Source organism: Mycobacterium sp. HM-7 (genome assembly GCF_053852335.1).
On the sequence record NZ_CM132657.1, the window covers coordinates 3,648,493 to 3,667,109 of the forward strand.

Here is an 18,617-nt window from a genome sequence, read left to right on the forward strand (position 1 = left end):
CGGAGAACACAACCCGCGTGCCCTCAGCGGTAGGCGCTGCCCTGCTCGTGGTCGAGGTAGGTGTCGGACTTGTTCTTCAAGACGAACAGGTACACCGCCAGAGACACTGCGATGCAGACGGTGACGTAGCCGATGAACAGCGGCACCTCGTTGCGCGCCTTGAGGGCCTGGTAGATCAAAGGCGCGGTACCGCCGAAAATCGAGTTGGCCAGCGCGTAGCCGACGCCGACGCCGAGCGCCCGCACGTGAGCGGGGAACAGTTCGGACTTCACCAGCGCATTGATCGAGGTGTATCCGGTAAGAATGACGTACGCGACGGCCACCAACAGAAACGACATGACGGGCGAGTGCGTCCGGGGCAGATAGGTGATGAGGATGTACGTGTAGACCACGCCGCCGAATCCGAACCACAACAGCAGGGGTTTGCGGCCCACCCGGTCGCTGATCATTCCGCCGAGGGGCTGGATCAGCATCAGGAAGATCAGCCCGATCAGGTTGAGCCAGGTGGCGGTCATGGGTTGGTTCTTGTAGGTCGCCTTGACCATCGCGGGTGCATTGACGCTGTACGTGTAGAACGCGACGGTGCCGCCGAGGGTGATCAGGAAGCACAGCAGCAGGGGCTTCCAGTAGCGCGTGAACAGTTCACGCATGGACCCGGCATGCGGCTCCTTACCTTCCTTGACCGCCTCGAGGGTTTCCTTGGAGAGCGATTCATCCATGCTGCGTCGCAGCCAGAACACCACCACTGCCGCGACACCGCCGACCGCAAAGGCGATGCGCCAACCGAATTCGCCCACCTGCGCGGTGCTGAACACCGTGAGGATGATGAGCAGCGTGAATTGGGCGAGCACGTGGCCACCGACCAGCGTCACGTACTGGAACGAGGAGAAGAACCCGCGGCGATCCCGCGTCGCCGCCTCCGACATGTAGGTCGCCGACGTGCCGTACTCGCCGCCGGTGGCGAACCCTTGCACCAGCCGGCAGATGATCAGGATGATCGGCGCCGCGATACCGATGCTGGCCCGCGACGGAACCAGTGCGATCACCATCGAGCAGGCGGCCATCAGCGAAACACTGACCATCAGTGCGGCGCGGCGGCCCCGGCGGTCGGCGAAGCGGCCGAAGAACCACGACCCGATCGGCCGGGTGATGAACGTGACCGCGAAGATCGCATATACGTAGATCGTCGAATTCTGGTCGGCCTTGTCGAAGAACTGGCTTTCGAAGTAGGTGGCGAAGACGGTGTAGACGTAGACGTCGTACCACTCGACGAGGTTGCCGGACGACCCCCGGATGGTGTTCCAGATCGCGCGGCGGGTCGCCGCCCGGCCCGACGGCGTCGGCGTGTCCTCGGTCAATGCGGTCATGCTGCGCTCTCCAACGGTGGGCAACGAATCGGTCGTGGGGTTCCTGATTCACGGATTCACACAGACCGTACCCTCGGGCGACACCGGCTCAGCGGGTTTGGCCCTCGCGGATCACACCGCGGTCGGAGAGGTGTTCGGTCAGCGGCTGGACGCCGACCTCGAAGTGCTCGGCCATCGCCGTCCGGGCCGCATCGCCGTCGCCGGCCTGCAGCGCGGCGATCACCCGGCGGTGGTCCCGGATCGACAGATCCGGCCAGCCCTCCAGTGTCGGGAACACGGCTTCAGGCGCGTAACGGGTTATGCCCGACATGAATTGGGTCAGCTTGGGTGAGTCGGCGACGACGTTGATCAGCCGGTGGAACTCGTGGTTGAGCTGCACCATGCGGTCGACATCGGTGTGCTGGTACGCCTGCTCCAGCGCGTCCTGGATGCGAGTGAGCTCGGCGACCTGCTCGGCCGTGATGTTCTCCGCGGCCCGGGCCGCCAGTTCACCGCCGACGAACGCCTGCACCATGGCCACGTCGGACACGTCGCGGGCGGTCACCTCCAGCACCATGAACCCTCGCCGCGGGTGCTGCACCAACAGCCCTTCGGCCCGCAGGTTCAGCAGCGCCTCCCGGACCGGGGTGACACTGACGCCCAGTTCGGTGGCCAGCTGGTCCAGTCGCAGGTACTCCCCTGCCGGGAAGCCACCGCTGAAGATGCGGCGGCGGACGTACCGGGCCACATCGTGCGAAAGCTGTGCGGGCGCGGCGAATTCGGGTTCAGATGCGGTATTCATTGAGCACGCTCTTGCTGATGATGGTCTTCTGGATTTCGCTGGTGCCCTCACCGATCAGCAGGAACGGTGCGTCCCGCATCAGGCGTTCGATCTCGTATTCCTTCGAATATCCGTAGCCGCCGTGGATCCGGAAGCTCTGCTGGGTGACCTCCGAACAGAATTCACTGGCGAGGTATTTGGCCATACCGGCCGCGACATCGTTGCGCTCACCCGAGTCCTTCAGCCGGGCCGCATTGACCATCATCAGATGTGCCGCTTCGACTTTGGTGGCCATCTCGGCGAGTTGGAAGGCGATGGCCTGGTGGTCGGCGATCGGCTTGCCGAATGTCTGCCGCTGCTGGGCGTACCGCACCGCCAGCTCGAAGGCCCGGATGCCGACACCGCAGGCCCGCGCCGACACGTTGACGCGCCCGACCTCGATACCGTCCATCATCTGGAAGAAGCCCTCCCCGGGCTTGCCGCCGAGGACGTCGTCGGCGCCGGCACGGTAGCCGTCGAAGATGAGCTCGGTGGTGTCGATGCCCTTGTAGCCCAACTTGTCGATCTTGCCCGGGATGATGAGGCCGGGTTTGACCTCACCGAAGCCGGTGGGCTTCTCGACGAGGAACGCGGTCAGGTTGCGGTGCGGTTTGTCGGCTCCCTCGTCCGTTTTCACCAGTGCGGCAACCAGAGTCGAGCTACCACCGTTTGTCAGCCACATCTTCTGGCCGGTGATGGTGTAGCCGCCGTCCGCGTCCCGGGTGCCCCGGGTCCGGATCGCGGCGACGTCCGACCCGAGTTCGGGTTCGGACATCGAGAAGGCGCCACGCACCTCGCCGGTCGCCATGCGGGGCAGATAGCGCTGCTTCTGGTCATCGGTGCCGTGCTGACGGATCATGTAGGCGACGATGAAATGCGTGTTGATGACGCCCGAGATACTCATCCACCCGCGCGCCAGTTCCTCGACACACAGCGCGTACGTCAGCAGCGACTCCCCGAGCCCGCCGTACTCCTGCGGGATCATCAGGCCGAACAGACCCATGTCTTTCATCTGGTCGACGATGGCTTGCGGGTAGGAGTCCGAGTGCTCGAGCTCCTGGGCCGCGGGAATGATCTCGCGGTCGACGAATTGCCGCACGGTGGTGACGATTTCGCGCTGCAGCTCGGTGAGACCGGCGGTCTGGGCCAACTTAGTCATGTGTGATCCCGCTTCGCTTCTCGCTGTCCGTCATGACTCGATCCGTTCGAATACGGCGGCCAGCCCCTGGCCGCCTCCGATGCACATGGTTTCCAGTCCATAGCGGCCATCTCGCAGGTGCAGTTCGCGTGCCAGGGTCGCGAGCATCCGGCCGCCGGTCGCGCCGACGGGATGACCGAGCGAGATACCCGAACCGCGTACGTTCGTGCGCTCCCAGTCGGCATCGGTGAACTTCCATTCCCGCGTGCACGCCAGCGCCTGGGCGGCGAAGGCCTCGTTGAGTTCGATCAGATCGATATCAGCAAGAGCCAGCCCGGCTCTGGCCAGTGCGACCTCGGTGGCCGGCACCGGGCCGATCCCCATGACGTTCGGCGGAACCCCGGCCACGCCCCACGACACCAGCCGCACGAGTGGCTGCAGCCCGAGTTCGGCCGCGCGCGCCGCGGTGGTCACGATGCACATGGACGCCGCGTCGTTCTGCCCGCTGGAGTTTCCGGCCGTCACGGTGGCGTCCGGATCACTCTTGCCCAGAACGGGTTTGAGGTTGCCCAGTGCCTCGACGGTGGTATCGGCACGAGGGTGCTCGTCGGTGTCGATCAATTGGTCGCCGGTGCGGGACGACACTTGCACCGGGACGATTTCATCGGCCAGCACCCCGCTGCGTTGCGCCGCAACGGCTTTCTGGTGCGACCGGACCGCCAGCGCGTCCTGCTCCGCACGGGAGATCGCGTACCGGCGGCGCAGATTCTCCGCGGTCTCGAGCATGCCGCCCGGCACCGGGTAGTTCTTGCCACCGGCGGTGGTCCGCCCGCGCGCCAGCCCGTCATGCACCGTGATGCCGCCGCGCGAGCCACCCCATCGCATATCGGTGGAGTGGAACGCGACGTTGCTCATCGACTCCGCACCACCGGCGACGACGAGATCGTTTGCGCCACTGGCCACCTGCATGCAGGCCTGGATGACGGCCTGCAGCCCCGAGCCGCAGCGCCGGTCGACCTGCATGCCCGGGACCGTGACCGGCAGCCCGGCGTCGAGCGCCACCACGCGGCCGATCGCCGGGGCCTCACTCGACGGGTAGCAATGCCCGAGAACGACGTCCTGCACCGCCTCGACCGGAATCCCGGTGCGCTGCAACAGGCCCTGCAGCGCCGCGACGCCGAGTTCGACCGCGGTCAGCGACTTGAACATGCCGCCGTAGCGGCCGATGGGGGTACGGACCGGCGCGCAGATGACAGGACTGGTGACGGTCATCTAGATGTGCCGTCCCCCAGTGATTTCCAGGACGCAGCCGGTCATGTACGACGACATGTCCGAAGCCAGGAACGCGACCACCGATGCCACTTCGCTGGGTTCGGCGGCCCGTCCCATCGGGATCTCCGCCAGCTTCTGGTCCCAGATCCGTTGCGGCATGGCCTCGGTCATCGCGGAGCGGATCAGGCCGGGCTGCACGGCGTTGATCCGGACCCCGAGGTGGGCGACCTCTTTGGCGGCCGCCTTCGTCAGTCCGACGATGCCGGCTTTGGCCGCCGAGTAGTTGGTCTGGCCGATCAGCCCTACCTTGCCCGAGATCGAGGAAATGTTGATGATGGCGCCGCTGTTGGCCTCGCGCATGACGCCCGCGGCCAGCCGGGTGCCGTTCCAACAACCTTTCAGATGGACATCGATGACCTGGTCGAACTGCTCCTCGGTCATCTTGCGCATGGTGGCATCGCGGGTGATGCCGGCGTTGTTCACCATGACATCGATGGTGCCCCGGCCTCCGAACTCGACGGCGGCATCGATCAGTGCCTGCACGTCGGCCGCAGATGTCACGTCGCAACGGACGGCTTTGGCCACTTCGGGGCCACCGAGTTTGGCGACGGCCGCTTCGGTCGCGTCGAGATTCAGGTCGCCGATCACGACCCGGGCGCCTTCGGCGATGAAACGCTCCGCGATCGCGTATCCGATTCCCTGGGCACCGCCGGTGATCACCGCGATACGTCCGTCCAGCAGCGCCATGGTCGCGCACTCCTTCTGATCGATTGACCCGGCTGTCGGCCTGTGCCGCGGCACCCACCAACCGGTGTCATACATAAAATATGATATTTCTTGCATCAAACCAGAAGCGCCCCCGTGTTGCACAAGGAGACCCGACATGGCCGAACCCGTTGGTTCACCCGCCACCGAAGTCAGCGATCAGGATTTCCGAGACATCCTCGACGCGACCCGCCAGTTCGTCCGTACCGCGGTGGTGCCGCGTGAGCTGGAGATCGCGAACGACAACCGGGTACCCGACGACATCCGCGATCAGGCCAGGAGCATGGGTCTGTTCGGCTACGCCATCCCCCAGGAATGGGGCGGCCTGGGACTGAATCTCGTCCAGGACGTCGAGATGGCGATGGAGCTCGGCTACACCACGCTGGCGGTGCGCTCGATGTTCGGGACCAACAACGGCATCGCCGGGCAGGTGCTCGTCGGGTTCGGCACCGACACGCAGAAGCAGCGCTGGCTGGAACCGATCGCCACTGGCGAATGTGTTGCGTCCTTCGCATTGACCGAGTCCGGCGCCGGCTCCAACCCCGCGGGCCTGCGCACCAAGGCGGTCCGCGACGGGGACGACTGGATCGTCACCGGCCACAAACGATTCATCACCAACGCGCCCACCGCGAATCTGTTCGTGGTGTTCGCCCGCACCCGGCCTGCCGACTCCGACGGACCCGGCATCGCCGTGTTCCTGGTCCCCGCCGACGCTCCCGGCGTCGTGGTCGGGCCGAAAGACGCGAAGATGGGTCAGGAAGGGGCCTGGACCTCGGACGTCACGTTCGACGACGTGCGGGTCGGTCCCGACGCCCTCATCGGCGGTAACGAGGACATCGGCTACCGCGCCGCGCTGACGTCATTGGCCCGGGGACGGGTGCACATCGCGGCGGTAGCCGTGGGCGCGGCACAACGCGCCCTCGACGAATCGGTGGCATACGCCGCGACCGCCACCCAGGGCGGCACCGCGATCGGGGAATTCCAGCTGGTGCAGGCGATGCTGGCCGACATGCAGACCGGGGTGATGGCCGGCCGGGCCCTGGTCCGCGACGCCGCGCAAGCCTGGGTCAGCGGCGCCGACCGTCGCATCGCGCCATCGGCCGCGAAGCTGTTCTGCACCGAGATGGTCGGCAAGGTCGCCGACCTGGCCGTGCAGGTGCACGGCGGCAGCGGATACATGCGCGACGTCCCCGTCGAACGCATCTACCGCGACGTGCGCCTGCTCCGGCTGTACGAGGGCACCAGCGAGATTCAGCGGTTGATCATCGGCGGCGGATTGGTGAAGTCCGCGCAGCGCGCGGCCTCCGGCCGCTGACCGCTCCAGCAATCAACCGATGATTCGCACGATCGACTCGACCACGGCAGCGGGCTTCTGCGAACCTTCGATTTCGACCGTGATCGTCATGGTCGCTTGAACGGCGCCGTCGAGCTGATCGATTTTCGAAATGACGGCACTGGCGCGGACATTTGCTCCGACCTTCACCGGTGTGATGAATCGCACCTTGTTATAGCCGTAATTGACGGCCAAAGCGACGTTGTCGACGCGATACATCTGGTGCGTGAAATGCGGTAGCAGTGAAAGCGTCAGCAAACCATGTGCAATTGCGCCGCCGAACGGCCCCGCGGCAGCGCGCTCAGGATCGACGTGAATCCACTGGTGGTCGTCGGTGGCGTCTGCGAACAGATTGACCCGATCCTGGGTGATTTCCATCCACTCCGTCGGCCCAAGCTCGCTACCTGCTGCTGCGACGAACTCGTCCAGATTGCCGAAGACTTTCACGCTTACTCCTCTCGGGCTCGGCCCCTTCCGGGCCGTGCCGCTAATACTTCTAACGCCTCGGCCGGGCCGGCACAATGCCCAGATTTTGGGCCGGCCTCCCCTAGTTAGCTGGTCAAAGTTCGCCATATTCGCGTACTGTCTGCGCTAACCTGCAAAAATACAGACGTCTGGGATTGCCAACGTCCGTCGCATCAGCACACTCGTTATGGCCAATTCTTCGGCACCCCGAAGGTCGACAGACAACGTTTCACCACTAGCTGGATGCCGGACCCCGACAACCCCGATACTGAATTAAGGAATGCAGTCCGCGCGAGATGCGTTTATCGCAACCGACTGCCAACTGACGTTGCAGTGACTGCTGGGAACGAATGGGGCAACGATGTCGGTGGAGTATGTCGAATACGAATCCAACGTCGATATTCGCTTTGCCGAAAACGTCACGTGGCCCGACCGCGACACCGGATGCACCGTGGTGCTGTCGCAGCCCGACACCGACCCAGAACTCTGGCACCGCTACCTCGATGCGGCGCAGCAAAGCTATCGCCGGCACGGCGTCGAAGCGGTCGTGGATGCCATCTCGATCCGCGACGGCGCGGACACCGCGCTGTTCTGGGCGGTCCTGGACCGCCGCGACAACATGGTCGGCGGCCTCCGCGCCAAGGCCCCGCTCAGCTGTGCCGATGATTCGCACGCGGTGGTGGAGTGGGACGCCCAACCCGGGCTGGCCACAGTGCGCAAGATGATCAGCGATCGGGTGCCCTTCGGCGTCATGGAGATGAAAACCGCCTGGGTGTCCGACAATCGCGCGAGCCAGCACGCCATCACCAACCTCCTGGCCCGCACCGCCTACCACGCGACCAGCGTGATGGGCGTGCAGTTCGTGATGGCCACGGCAGCCCAGCATGTCCTGGAGTTGTGGAGATCCGGCGGCGGTGTGGTGGCGCCCATTCCGGCCACGCCGTACCCCGACGAGCGCTACCGCACAAAGATGATGTGGTGGGATCGACGGACCATGGTCAATCATTCTCAGCCGGAGCAGATTACGAAGGCGCTGCACGAGATCGACGAGATATCAACCAGGCTGGTCGCCGGTTGATGGCAGCTCTGGACGCTCATCGCATCTCCATCCTCGACCCCCACCTTGCCGCCGACGCGGAATCGCTCGAAGAGCTGCTGCGCGACCCAGCGGTGAACGTCATCGACACCTGGGCCGACCAGTTCGCCGCCCTCGCCGAACTCCGGCCGGCACCCACAGCGGACCTGCTCGACGAGCCCGCCCGCTGGGTCTACTACCCGTGGCGCGCTGCGGTGCTGAAGCTGCTCGGGCCACGCTCCTATCGCCGGCTCCGCCTGGACCGCAACCGGCATCTGGCCACCAGCGCCGAGCAGGACCGCCTCGGCCGGCTGCGCATCGGCATCGTCGGGCTCAGTTCGGGTCACCTCATCGCTCATTCGCTCGCCGTGGCGGGTTTCTGCGGCGAACTTCGGCTGACCGATTTCGACACGCTGGGAGTGTCCAATCTCAACCGCATTCCCGCAACGGTTTTCGACATCGGCCTCAACAAGGCGACCGCCGCCATGCGCCGGATCGCCGAGCTCGATCCCTATCTCCCCGTCCGGCATTCGACCGCCGGGTTGAGCGCCCAGTCCCTCGCGCCGTTCCTCGACGGGCTCGACGTGCTGGTCGAGCAGTGCGACTCGCTGGAGATGAAGCTGCATCTACGTCATGGCGCCCGGAGCCGCGGCATCCCGGTGCTGATGGCCACCAGTGACCGCGGCCTGATCGATGTCGAGCGCTTCGACCTGGATGCCACCCGGCCCGTCTTCCACGGACTGCTCGGCGACATCGACCCCGACACGATGGCGGGCCTCTCGATCGCAGACAAGCTGCCGTACCTCATGCAAGTCTTCGACCCGGCACGGGTTTCCCCGCGCATGGGCGCGTCCCTACTCGAGGTGGGCCGCACGCTGTCGGCGTGGCCGCAACTCGTCGGCGATGTAACCGTCGGAGCAGCAACCGTTTTGGAGGCCATCCGCCGCATCGGGCTGGGCGAACCCCTGACGTCGGGACGCACCCAGGTCGACATCAGCGGTCTGCTCGGCGAATTGGCCGAACCGACCGGGACCGCCCCACCTGGTGACGTCGACCTACCCGCGGCCGGTGCGGTGTCCACCGGGCTCGGTCAGGTCATCGACGCCGCCGTCGACGCCGCGATGCGTGCGCCGTCCGGTGGAAATTCCCAACCATGGCAGATCGCGGTGTCGCCCGACCGCATCGTGATCCGCATCGATCCCGCCCGGACGTCGGCCATGGACGTCGGCTTCCGAGGCAGTGCCGTCGCTGTCGGGGCCGCGGCGTTCAACGCCCGAGTTGCTGCCGCCGCCAAGGGTTTTGCGACCGAGGTGACCTACACCGAACCCGACGGCGAACACCCGTTGCAGATCGCCCTGCGCCTGCGGCCGGGGGATGCGCCCGAACTCGCACGGTGGTACCCCGCGGTGTTCGAACGCGAGACCAACCGCCACCGCGGGTCGGGCGCCCCGCTGCCGCCGGAGGTGGTCGAGGCCCTGTCGCGGGTGGCACGGCAGTACGGCGCGCGCCTGCACACCATGGTCGACCGCGACGAGATCGCACGCGCGGCAACGGTCTTCGCCGACGCCGATCGGATTCGCTATCTCACCCCCAGACTGCACCGCGAGATGATCTCGGAACTGCGCTGGCCCGGCGACGACATGGACTTCGGCATCGATGTCCGTTCCCTCGCACTCGATACCGGCGATCTGGCCGTGCTGCCGCTGCTGCGCCGGACCGACGTGGTTGCGGCGCTCGACGACTGGGATGCCGGAACGGTACTCGGGGAGGACACGCGTGACCGCATCAATGCCAGCAGTGCGGTCGTCACCGTGTTGACCCAAGGATCAGCGCTGAGCGACTTCGCGCGCGGCGGTGCCGCCGTGGTTGCCGTGTGGATGGCGGCGCAGGCCCGCGGACTCACCGTGCAGCCGATGTCGCCGCCGTTTCTCTACGCCCACACCGGAACCGAGCTCGGCGAACTCTCCAGGAAGTATGCCGACGAACTCCGCCGACTACAGGGCACATTCGACGCGGCGACCAGCAAAGGACAGGACGAGGCGATGGCACTCACGCTCCGAATATCGGATGCGCCACCGGCTTCGGTACCGAGCCGCAGGAGCACCGCCTTTGAGGTCAGCGGGGGTTAAGCTGGTCGTCTCATGTCCATCGACGAGTCTCCCCCTTCACTGGATCGCGTGGTGACAGAGGTTGCGACGCGGTTGATGGCGGCAGACTCCAGCAACAGCACCAAGGTGTACACAGACGTTCTGGAGATCCTCGTCAACTACTTCGGAGTCGACGTCAGCTTTCTCCGCCGCAATGATCATGAGATCGGCGCCTCGATACTCGTCGCGGAATGGCCACTGCGGCCGGAGATTCCGGACCCCGACCCCCTGCGCGTGGTCTACTTCGCCGATGCCGACCCGGTCTTCGCGGAGACCGAGCATCGCAAGACCCCGCTCATCGTGCGCCCGGACCCCGAGCCCGACGACTACCAGCGCCGCATCGAGGCGGACCGCAACGTCCCCCAGATATCACTGGCAGCAACGCCTTTGGTCTCCGGCGAGCGCACCACCGGCGCACTCGGCTTCGTCAAGTACGGCAACCGCGAATGGCTCACCGAAGAGGTCAACGCGCTGCAGGCCATCGCTTCGCTGTTGACGCAGGCCCAGTCTCGGGTACTCGCCGAGGAGCAGCTTCGATACCTGGCCGAACACGATGACCTCACCGGGCTGAACAACCGCCGCGCCCTCATCGCCCACCTCGATGCCCGGTTGCAACCAGGACAACCCGGGCCGGTGACCGCCCTCTTCTTCGACCTCGATCGGCTCAAGGCCATCAATGACTACCTCGGGCACAGTGCCGGTGATTCGTTCATCCGTGTCTTCGCGCAGCGCCTCACCGAGGGCGTCGACAACAAGACCGTGATCGCCCGGCTCGGTGGTGACGAGTTCGTCGTCGTCCCAGCGGAACCGATATCCGCGAGCAAAGCCGAAGCCCTCGCGTATCAGCTCCAGGATTCGTTGCGGCGCCGGGTCTGGATCGACGGCGAACGGCTCACGCGGGCAGTGAGTGTCGGCGTCGCCTCCGGGATCCCGGGCTCCGACAACTCCTCGGACCTACTGCGCCGAGCCGACCAGGCCGTCTTGAGCGCGAAGTCGGCGGGCGGCGACCGCGTCGCGGTCTTCACCACCGCGATGTCCCTGGAAACGGCCTACCGCAACGACATCGAGCTGCATCTGCAGGACGTCATCGAAAACGGTGCACTGCTGCTCAACTACCTGCCTGAAATCGACATGCGCACCGGCAAGCTGCTCGCCACCGAGGCGCTCGTTCGGTGGGATCACCCCACCCGTGGGCTGCTCCCCCCGGCCGCATTCATCGGTATCGCCGAATCGATCAACCTGGCAGGCGAATTGGGCCGCTGGGTGCTGCGCACCGCATGTCGGGAGTTCGCGCGGTGGCGCGAGGACTTCCAGGCGGCCAGAGCCGGCTCTGGTGATTCCGATGATCGCGACGACTTCGAATTGCGGGTCAACGTCTCCCCGGTGCAACTGGTCACCGACGGCTTCGCCGAGTCGGTCGCCGACATCCTCGATGAATTCGGCCTGGACCGCGGTTCGGTGTGCCTGGAGATCACCGAGAACGTCGTCGTCCAGGACAGCGAATCCTCCCGCGCCACACTGGCCGACCTCCGCAGAATCGGGGTGCGGTTGGCGATCGACGACTTCGGCACCGGATACAGCGTGCTGTCGCACCTCAAGTCGCTGCCGGTCGACATCTTGAAGATCGACCGGAGCTTCGTCACCGACCTCGGGTCCAACCCGGGCGATCTGGCGATCGTCCGGGCGATCATCGCACTCGCCGACTCGTTCGGTCTCCAGATCGTCGCCGAGGGTGTCGAAACCAAGGCTGCCGCAACGACATTGCTGCGCCACGGCTGCCACCGCGCGCAGGGGTTCCTGCTGTCGCGGCCCCTGCCGGGCGATCAGATGGCGACGCTGTATCGCAAGGGGCGGGTGCCGGTCCGGTTCACCAGCGAGATGTGATCCCGAACAGCGTTACCGCGCAACAAGTTCCACACGGGCGAACCGGCTTGCCGGATGGCCCACGATACAGACCTCGAGAGTGCCGTCCGGCAGGGCGCCGGTCTCGGCGGGTGCGCCCACATCGGTGAAATCGGGCGAGATCACCACACCGTGGCGGGCTCGCACGAAGTACAGGCCGTCCGGCGTATTCAGCTCCGCTCCGATGATTCGGCGGTCTTCGAAGAGCAGCGACTGCAGCGTGCTGGCCGAGCTGACCGCAATGTCGCGCTCAGCAGCAGCCGCCGCCAGCCAGTCGAACAGATCGTCCAGCCCGTCGCCGGCGTGCCAGTCGATGGCGCCGAGAGACGCGAGGCGAAGCGTCTTGCCTGCCGAATCCCGCAGGGTCTCCGAGGACCAGCCGCGCACCGTGCTGTAGAGCGCACCGGTTGCGGAATCCAGGCACACCCGGGCCCAGTCGAGCAGACCCGCACCGAAGAACGTCTCGATGGTGCGGGTATGAGTTTCGGACTCGGTCAGCGCACGCACCACACGCGCCGGCACAGATCGGCCGTCCGACGGGCGGGCGCTCGCGTCGACGTCGACTTCGGCAGTCACCGCGGCGAAATAGACGGCGGTGGTATCGAGTGGCTCGCCGGTTCCCGGCTCGACCGTCTCGACCTCGCCGGGCCCGACCGGTCCGTCGGATTCCGGCTCGGGCTCGTCGTCAGGGATACCCCGCGGCACCCCGGACTCCTCGATGCGCGCATCGAGGAGGGCACCCAAAGTGCCGCAGTGGACTTCGCCGCCGCGCACCCAGCGTCCGTCATCGACGCGCAGCGCTCCGGTCACCATCACGTCTGCGGCGGCGTCGACCGCGGCAATGGCCGTCGCCAGGCCACCGATACCGGCGCCGACGCACAGCACGTCAACTTCTGCGTCCCAATCCAACCTGATTCCCTGAGTCGAGCCTCGACGAATTGCAAACAATCCGACTGGCAGGGATCGACTTCGCCGTTCGGCTACTTTACATACTCTCGGAATGAACGACACCATCAACGGCTGAGGTTATGGCACCCTTAGGATGACTCGGGGGGCCTGCATTGACCGCGCGCTGATGGAAGGTGATCGACGAATGGGGCGCCAGCCGCGATCCGAAGTGACCCGACGCAAGATCATTGACTCTGCTGTCGATTTGATCAACGAGATCGGTTATCCCGCCGCCGGTTTGGCTGACATCATCGAACGCGCCGAACTGACCAAGGGTGCGCTCTACTACCACTTCGATTCCAAAGAGGCGCTGGCCACTGTCATCATCGAAGAGGCAATGGTGTTGCTGCACAACGTGTTCCAGTCCGCTCGAGACTCGGAGCACAACGCGATGGAGTCGTTGATCGTGGGCACCTTCACCACCAGCGACCTGCTGGCGACCAACCGGACCGCTCAGGCGGGAACCAAACTCCTGCGCACATTCGCGGGGTTCAACCCGACCGCGCGGCACAGCTATGTCAATTTCGTCGACCAGTTCACCTCTGACATCAAACGGGCCGAGGCCGACGGCGACCTCCGCCCGGGCGCGAACCCCGCCGCCGTAGCCAACACGCTGGTGGCCTGGATCCTCGGCGCCGAGCTGATGTCGAGCGCCGCATCCGACGGTCAGGACCTGCGGGACCGCTTCACCCAACAGTGGCGGGTCCTGATGCCGGCGATCGTCACCGCGGAAAGGCTCGATCATCACCTCGCCTTCATGGCCACCGCGTCGACCAAGCAGACGAACAGCGCGGAACGCACCGCCACCTGAAACCCACATCGCTAACTAAGTTCACTTCTTTATTGCTAGGCTGCGATCAGCCCAAGCGACAGAGGAGTCTGCATGGACCTCAATTGGTCGGCCAGTGATCTGGCATTCCGCGATGAAGTACGCACGTTTCTGCAGGAAAACCTGACGCCGGAGATCCAAGAAGCCGGCCGCCTGATGACCAGCGTCTACAGCGATCACGACGCGAGCCTGGCGTGGCAGCGCATCCTCCACGAGCGTGGTTGGGCGGCGCCGGCCTGGCCGGTCGAATACGGCGGCTGCGACTGGAGCCTGACCCAGCACTACATCTTCAGCCGGGAGTCGATCCTGGCCGGGGCGCCGTCGCTGTCCCCGATGGGTATTCGGATGGTGGCTCACGCGATCGTCCGATTCGGCACCACCGAACAGAAGGACTACTTCCTGCCGCGCATCCTGACCGGCGAGGTCTTCTTCTGCCAGGGCTACTCCGAGCCCGAGGCCGGATCCGACCTGGCCGCCCTGACCATGGCGGCCGTCGCCGACGGCGACGACCTGGTGTGCACGGGCAGCAAGATCTGGACGACCCACGCCACCGAGGCCAACTGGATGTTCGCGCTGGTGCGGACCACCCGCACCGCGAAGAAGCAGCAGGGCATCACGTTCGTGCTGATCGACATGAGCACACCGGGCATCGAGATCCGGCCGCTGGTGATGACGTCCGGCGAAGAGGTCCAGAACCAGGTGTTCTTCGACGAGGTCCGGGTTCCCAAGAGCAATGTGATCGGCCAGATCGACGACGGCTGGACCGTCGCGAAGTATCTGCTCGAGTTCGAGCGCGGCGGCGGTGCGGCGGCCCCGGGTCTGCAGGTGCTGGCCGACGAGATCGCCACCGCCGCCGCAGAAGCGCCGGGCCCTGACGGCGGCCTATTGGTCGACGATGCCGCGTTCTCCCGCAAGCTCGCCGATGCGCGGATCCGTACCGAGGTGCTCGAGATTCTCGAATACCGGGTGCTGGCCGCGCTGGCCGGCGGCGGACATCCGGGCGCAGCATCGTCGATGTTGAAGGTGCTCTCCACCGAGCTGAGCCAGACCCTGACCGAACTGGCCATGGAAGCCGCCGGACCCCGCGGTCGCGCGTACCAGCCGCACGCCACCCGCCCCGGTGGTCCGGTCGCCGAATACACCCCGCCCGCCGACGGTTACGTCAGTGGCGAGCCATGGCAGGCGGTCGCACCTCTTCGGTACTTCAACGACCGTGCCGGGTCGATATACGCCGGCAGCAACGAAATTCAGCGCAATATCCTCGCCAAAGCAGAATTGGGGCTGTAGATGGACTTCACCTTCTCCGCAGAACAGGAACTTCTCCGGGACGGCCTGTCGAAGTTCTTGGCCGGCCGGTATGGCCTCGAAACCAGCCGGGCGGCAGCGAAATCCGGCACCGGCTGGCAGCCCGACATCTGGCAGTCGTTCGCCGAGGAACTCGGCATTCTCGGCGCCGCACTGCCCGAGGAGGTCGGCGGCATCGGCGGCGGCCCGGTGGAGGTGATGCTGATCGCCGAGGCGCTGGGGCACGCGCTGGTCATCGAACCCTACGTGGACACCGCGGTGGTCGCCGCCGGTCTGCTGCTGCGCTCCGGTAGCGCGGCTGCCGGCCCCGTGCTCGAGGAAATCGCTTCCGGCACAGCCGTTGTCGCACTCGCCGCGGCCGAGGCCCAGAGCGGCGACCGGTGGCAGGACGCCCAGACCAGCGCATCCCGGGACGGCGACGACTGGGTGCTCACCGGCGACAAGATCATGGTCGTGAATGCGCCGCTGGCCACCCACCTGCTCATCACCGCCCGCACGGACAACGGCATCTCCCTGTTCCTGGTCGACGTCACGACGCCACCCGCCGGACTCGCCCTGCATGGCTACCGCACCGTCGACGACCGTCGCGCCGCTGATCTGGAGCTGCGCGAACTTCGACTGCCGGCCGACGCGCTGCTCGGCGCCGAGGGCGAGGCCTGGCCGTCGCTCGCCCAGGCCCGCGATGAAGGCGCCGCCGCGGTGTGTGCCGAGGCCGTCGGCAATATGCGAAAGGTGCTGGCGGACACCGTCGAATACGCAAAACAGCGTCAGCAGTTCGGTCAGCCCATCGGGAGCTTCCAGGCTCTGCAGCATCGCATGGTCGACATGCACATGGAGCTCGAACAGTCCGTGTCGGCGGTTTATCTGGCCGTGCTCAACCTGGAAGCCGACGCTCACACGCGGGCACGTGCCGTGTCGGCGGCCAAGGCCACAATCGGCCGGGCCGCACGGTTCATCGGCCAGAACGCGGTGCAATTGCACGGCGGCATGGGAATGACCGAAGAGCTCGCCATCGGCCATTACTTCAAACGGCTCACCGCCGTTCAATACGAGTACGGCTCGACCGACCACCACGTGACCCGCTACGCCAAATTGACCCGCGGCTGAGTCCGGCCGGCGCCGGATCAGGTGAGCGTCATCTGCTTCCGCGCGTACAGCTGCGCCCATTCGGCACGCGGCCGGATCGACACGTCGACATCGGTGGCCTTGGCGCGCAGCGCACCTGCTGTCGCCTGGCCCTTCGGAGTCACCTTGAACGGATCCCAATCGAAGAACCGGCAGGAGTTCTCCCAGGTGATCTTGTTGATGTCGGAGTCCGAGGCCCCGGCCGCGTTGAGCTCGGCGAGTACCTGCTCGGGAGCGTCGGGCCAGAAGCAGTCCGAGTGCGGGTAGTCGCACTCCCAGGCAATGATGTCGATGCCGATCTCGTGCCGCAGCTTCAGTGAGGTCTTGTCCGTGACGTAGCAAGCGAGTGAGTGCTCGCGGAAGACGTCGCTGGGCAGCTTGTCCCCGAAGTCGCGGCGCAGCCACTTCTGGTTGGTGTAATGCCGGTCGCTGCGATCCAGATAGAACGGGATCCAGCCGATACCGCCCTCGGAGAAGGCGAATTTCAGGTCCGGATAATTGCGCATCGCCGGACCCCACAACAAATCCTGCGCACACATCGCCGACACCTGCGTGGCCAGGATGATCAGATTGTCGATCGGGGCATCCTTGGCCATCGAGATGGCACCGAAGCCGGTGCCGATGTGCAGGCACATCACCACGTTCTCCTCGGAGAGGGTCCGGAACACCGGGCCCCAGTAGTCCTCGTCGAAGTAGCTGGGCAGGCCTTCCAGATGGGGCAACTCGGGCATCGTCACGGCTCGGCAGCCCTTGGCGGCCACCCGGCGGATCTCACGGCACATGGCCTCGGGATTCCACGTCGGCATGATCGCGATGGGGATGAATCGGTCCGGGTACGAACCGGCCCATTCGTCGATGTGCCAGTCGTTGTAGGCCGAGACCATCACCAGGGTGGCCTCTTCGCGATGCATGTTGAGGTGCCGTGCGGAGAAACCGGTGAACGTCGGGAAGCACATCGACGCGAGGATGCCGTTGCGGTTCATGTCCCGCACCCGCTCATGCACGTCGTAGACGCCGGGGCGCATCTCGGCGAAGCCGGCGGGGTCGCGCCCCCATTCCTCTGCCGGCCAGGACACGACGGCGTTGAGTCCGCTCACGCCCTGTGGACGACCCTGGTACATCCACTGGTCGACGCCCTTGTCGTCCGTGACGACGATGGGCGCCTCGGGCTTGTACTTGTGCGGAACATGGTTGACGAACATGTCTGGCGGTTCCACGACGTGGTCGTCGATGCTCACGAGGATGAGGTCGTCGGTCTGCATGTCTCAGTAGTACCGTCTATAGGCGTGACCGTCTCTGCACTTTCGGACAGAGGTTTATCCCGAACGGCCAAGACTGCCGACCGGCCGGTGATCGAGCTGCGCCGCGGCGGTCGCGCTCTGGGCGGCAGCTACCTCTACGAAGGCGAAGCGCTGATCACCGGCTGGCACTCACATGAGGTGCACCAGATCGAATACGCACTGCACGGCCTGGTCGAGGTCGAAACCGATGTCGCCCACTACCTGCTGCCGCCGCAACAAGCCGCCTGGATACCGGCGGGCCTGCCGCATCAGGCGGTGATGAATCCGGACGTGAAGACCGTCGCCGTGATGTTCGATCCCGGCCTGATCTCGGACCGGTCGGACCGGGCCCGCATCATCGCCGTTTCCCCACTGATCCGCGAGATGATGATCTACGCGTTGAGGTGGCCCATCAACCGGCCCCACGGCGATGCCGTCTCGGACGGCTTCTTCCGCACCCTGGCAGACCTCGTGGCCGAGGCGCTGGACCACGAAGCGCCATTGAGCCTGCCGACGTCCGAACACCCGGTCGTTGCCGCGGCGATGGCCTACACCAAAGACCATCTGGCCTCGGCAACGGCCGAGCAGGTGAGCCGCGCGGTCGCGGTGTCGCAGCGGTCGCTGCGCCGGCTGTTCCAGGAGTCCATCGGATTATCCTGGCGCACTTATCTTCTCAACGCCCGGATGCTCCGCGCGATGGCCTTGCTGACAGAGCCGGGACAATCGGTGCAGGCCACTGCCTCAGCTGTCGGCTTCGAGAGCCTCAGCGCGTTCACCCGCTGCTTCACCCAGTTCAGCGGGCAGTCACCGTCGAGTTACCGCCGTCAGGCTGCGGAGACCACCCGATCGCCGCACGAGTCCCGGTGA

The 18,617-nt window shown here is 65.8% G+C and carries 16 protein-coding genes; 8 read left to right on the forward strand and 8 right to left on the reverse strand.

The window, feature by feature from the left end:
- Positions 1-23 precede the first annotated feature (23 nt).
- The 5 genes from ACWW1C_RS17575 to fabG all read right to left on the reverse strand — a co-directional run bounded on the left by ACWW1C_RS17575 (position 24) and on the right by fabG (position 5,323).
- Positions 24-1,367, reverse strand: coding sequence for an MFS transporter (locus ACWW1C_RS17575; protein ID WP_455979571.1), 1,344 nt, complete (start codon positions 1,365-1,367; stop codon positions 24-26).
- Between the two features lie 88 nt (positions 1,368-1,455).
- Positions 1,456-2,148, reverse strand: coding sequence for a GntR family transcriptional regulator (locus tag ACWW1C_RS17580; RefSeq protein WP_455979572.1), 693 nt, complete (start codon positions 2,146-2,148; stop codon positions 1,456-1,458).
- Complete coding sequence (locus ACWW1C_RS17585; RefSeq protein WP_455979573.1) at positions 2,132-3,325, reverse strand: acyl-CoA dehydrogenase family protein; 1,194 nt, start codon at positions 3,323-3,325, stop codon at positions 2,132-2,134. Before ACWW1C_RS17585 ends, ACWW1C_RS17580 begins: the two co-directional genes overlap by 17 nt.
- 30 nt (positions 3,326-3,355) lie before the next feature.
- The gene (locus ACWW1C_RS17590; protein WP_455979574.1) at positions 3,356-4,576 is read right to left on the reverse strand and encodes an acetyl-CoA C-acetyltransferase; all 1,221 of its coding nucleotides are present in this window, start codon (positions 4,574-4,576) and stop codon (positions 3,356-3,358) included.
- Positions 4,577-5,323, reverse strand: a complete 747-nt coding sequence (fabG, locus tag ACWW1C_RS17595) for a 3-oxoacyl-ACP reductase FabG (protein ID WP_455979575.1) — start codon at positions 5,321-5,323, stop codon at positions 4,577-4,579.
- Between the two features lie 136 nt (positions 5,324-5,459).
- On the opposite strand from fabG, the gene ACWW1C_RS17600 reads away from it, so the two are divergent.
- The gene (locus tag ACWW1C_RS17600) at positions 5,460-6,656 is read left to right on the forward strand and encodes an acyl-CoA dehydrogenase family protein (RefSeq protein WP_455979576.1); all 1,197 of its coding nucleotides are present in this window, start codon (positions 5,460-5,462) and stop codon (positions 6,654-6,656) included.
- 12 nt (positions 6,657-6,668) lie between these two features.
- Here ACWW1C_RS17600 and ACWW1C_RS17605 read toward each other — a convergent pair whose 3' ends face one another.
- Positions 6,669-7,121, reverse strand: a complete 453-nt coding sequence (locus ACWW1C_RS17605) for a MaoC family dehydratase (protein ID WP_455979577.1) — start codon at positions 7,119-7,121, stop codon at positions 6,669-6,671.
- Between the two features lie 379 nt (positions 7,122-7,500).
- On the opposite strand from ACWW1C_RS17605, the gene ACWW1C_RS17610 reads away from it, so the two are divergent.
- The 3 genes from ACWW1C_RS17610 to ACWW1C_RS17620 are packed head-to-tail and all read left to right on the forward strand — an operon-like array spanning position 7,501 to position 12,245.
- Positions 7,501-8,217, forward strand: a complete 717-nt coding sequence (locus tag ACWW1C_RS17610) for a hypothetical protein (protein WP_455979578.1) — start codon at positions 7,501-7,503, stop codon at positions 8,215-8,217.
- Complete coding sequence (locus tag ACWW1C_RS17615) at positions 8,217-10,343, forward strand: Rv1355c family protein (protein WP_455979579.1); 2,127 nt, start codon at positions 8,217-8,219, stop codon at positions 10,341-10,343. Before ACWW1C_RS17610 ends, ACWW1C_RS17615 begins: the two co-directional genes overlap by 1 nt.
- A 12-nt stretch (positions 10,344-10,355) precedes the next feature.
- On the forward strand, positions 10,356-12,245 hold the full coding sequence (locus tag ACWW1C_RS17620) for a putative bifunctional diguanylate cyclase/phosphodiesterase (protein ID WP_455979580.1): 1,890 nt from the start codon (positions 10,356-10,358) through the stop codon (positions 12,243-12,245).
- A 12-nt stretch (positions 12,246-12,257) separates the two neighbouring features.
- On the opposite strand, the gene ACWW1C_RS17625 is transcribed toward ACWW1C_RS17620, so the two are convergent.
- The gene (locus ACWW1C_RS17625) at positions 12,258-13,172 is read right to left on the reverse strand and encodes a hypothetical protein (protein ID WP_455979581.1); all 915 of its coding nucleotides are present in this window, start codon (positions 13,170-13,172) and stop codon (positions 12,258-12,260) included.
- Positions 13,173-13,356: 184 nt separating this feature from the next.
- Here ACWW1C_RS17625 and ACWW1C_RS17630 point away from each other — a divergent pair, with 184 nt between their 5' ends.
- The 3 genes from ACWW1C_RS17630 to ACWW1C_RS17640 all read left to right on the forward strand — a co-directional run bounded on the left by ACWW1C_RS17630 (position 13,357) and on the right by ACWW1C_RS17640 (position 16,452).
- Complete coding sequence (locus ACWW1C_RS17630; RefSeq protein WP_455979582.1) at positions 13,357-14,022, forward strand: ScbR family autoregulator-binding transcription factor; 666 nt, start codon at positions 13,357-13,359, stop codon at positions 14,020-14,022.
- Between the two features lie 72 nt (positions 14,023-14,094).
- Positions 14,095-15,327, forward strand: coding sequence for an acyl-CoA dehydrogenase family protein (locus tag ACWW1C_RS17635; protein WP_455979583.1), 1,233 nt, complete (start codon positions 14,095-14,097; stop codon positions 15,325-15,327).
- On the forward strand, positions 15,328-16,452 hold the full coding sequence (locus ACWW1C_RS17640; RefSeq protein WP_455979584.1) for an acyl-CoA dehydrogenase family protein: 1,125 nt from the start codon (positions 15,328-15,330) through the stop codon (positions 16,450-16,452).
- A 17-nt stretch (positions 16,453-16,469) separates the two neighbouring features.
- Here ACWW1C_RS17640 and ACWW1C_RS17645 read toward each other — a convergent pair whose 3' ends face one another.
- Positions 16,470-17,732: an amidohydrolase family protein gene (locus ACWW1C_RS17645; protein ID WP_455979585.1), complete on the reverse strand. Its 1,263-nt coding sequence runs from the start codon at positions 17,730-17,732 to the stop codon at positions 16,470-16,472.
- A gap of 24 nt (positions 17,733-17,756) precedes the next feature.
- Here ACWW1C_RS17645 and ACWW1C_RS17650 point away from each other — a divergent pair, with 24 nt between their 5' ends.
- Positions 17,757-18,617 (forward strand): AraC family transcriptional regulator, encoded by an 861-nt coding sequence (locus ACWW1C_RS17650; protein WP_455979586.1) that lies wholly within the window; start codon positions 17,757-17,759, stop codon positions 18,615-18,617.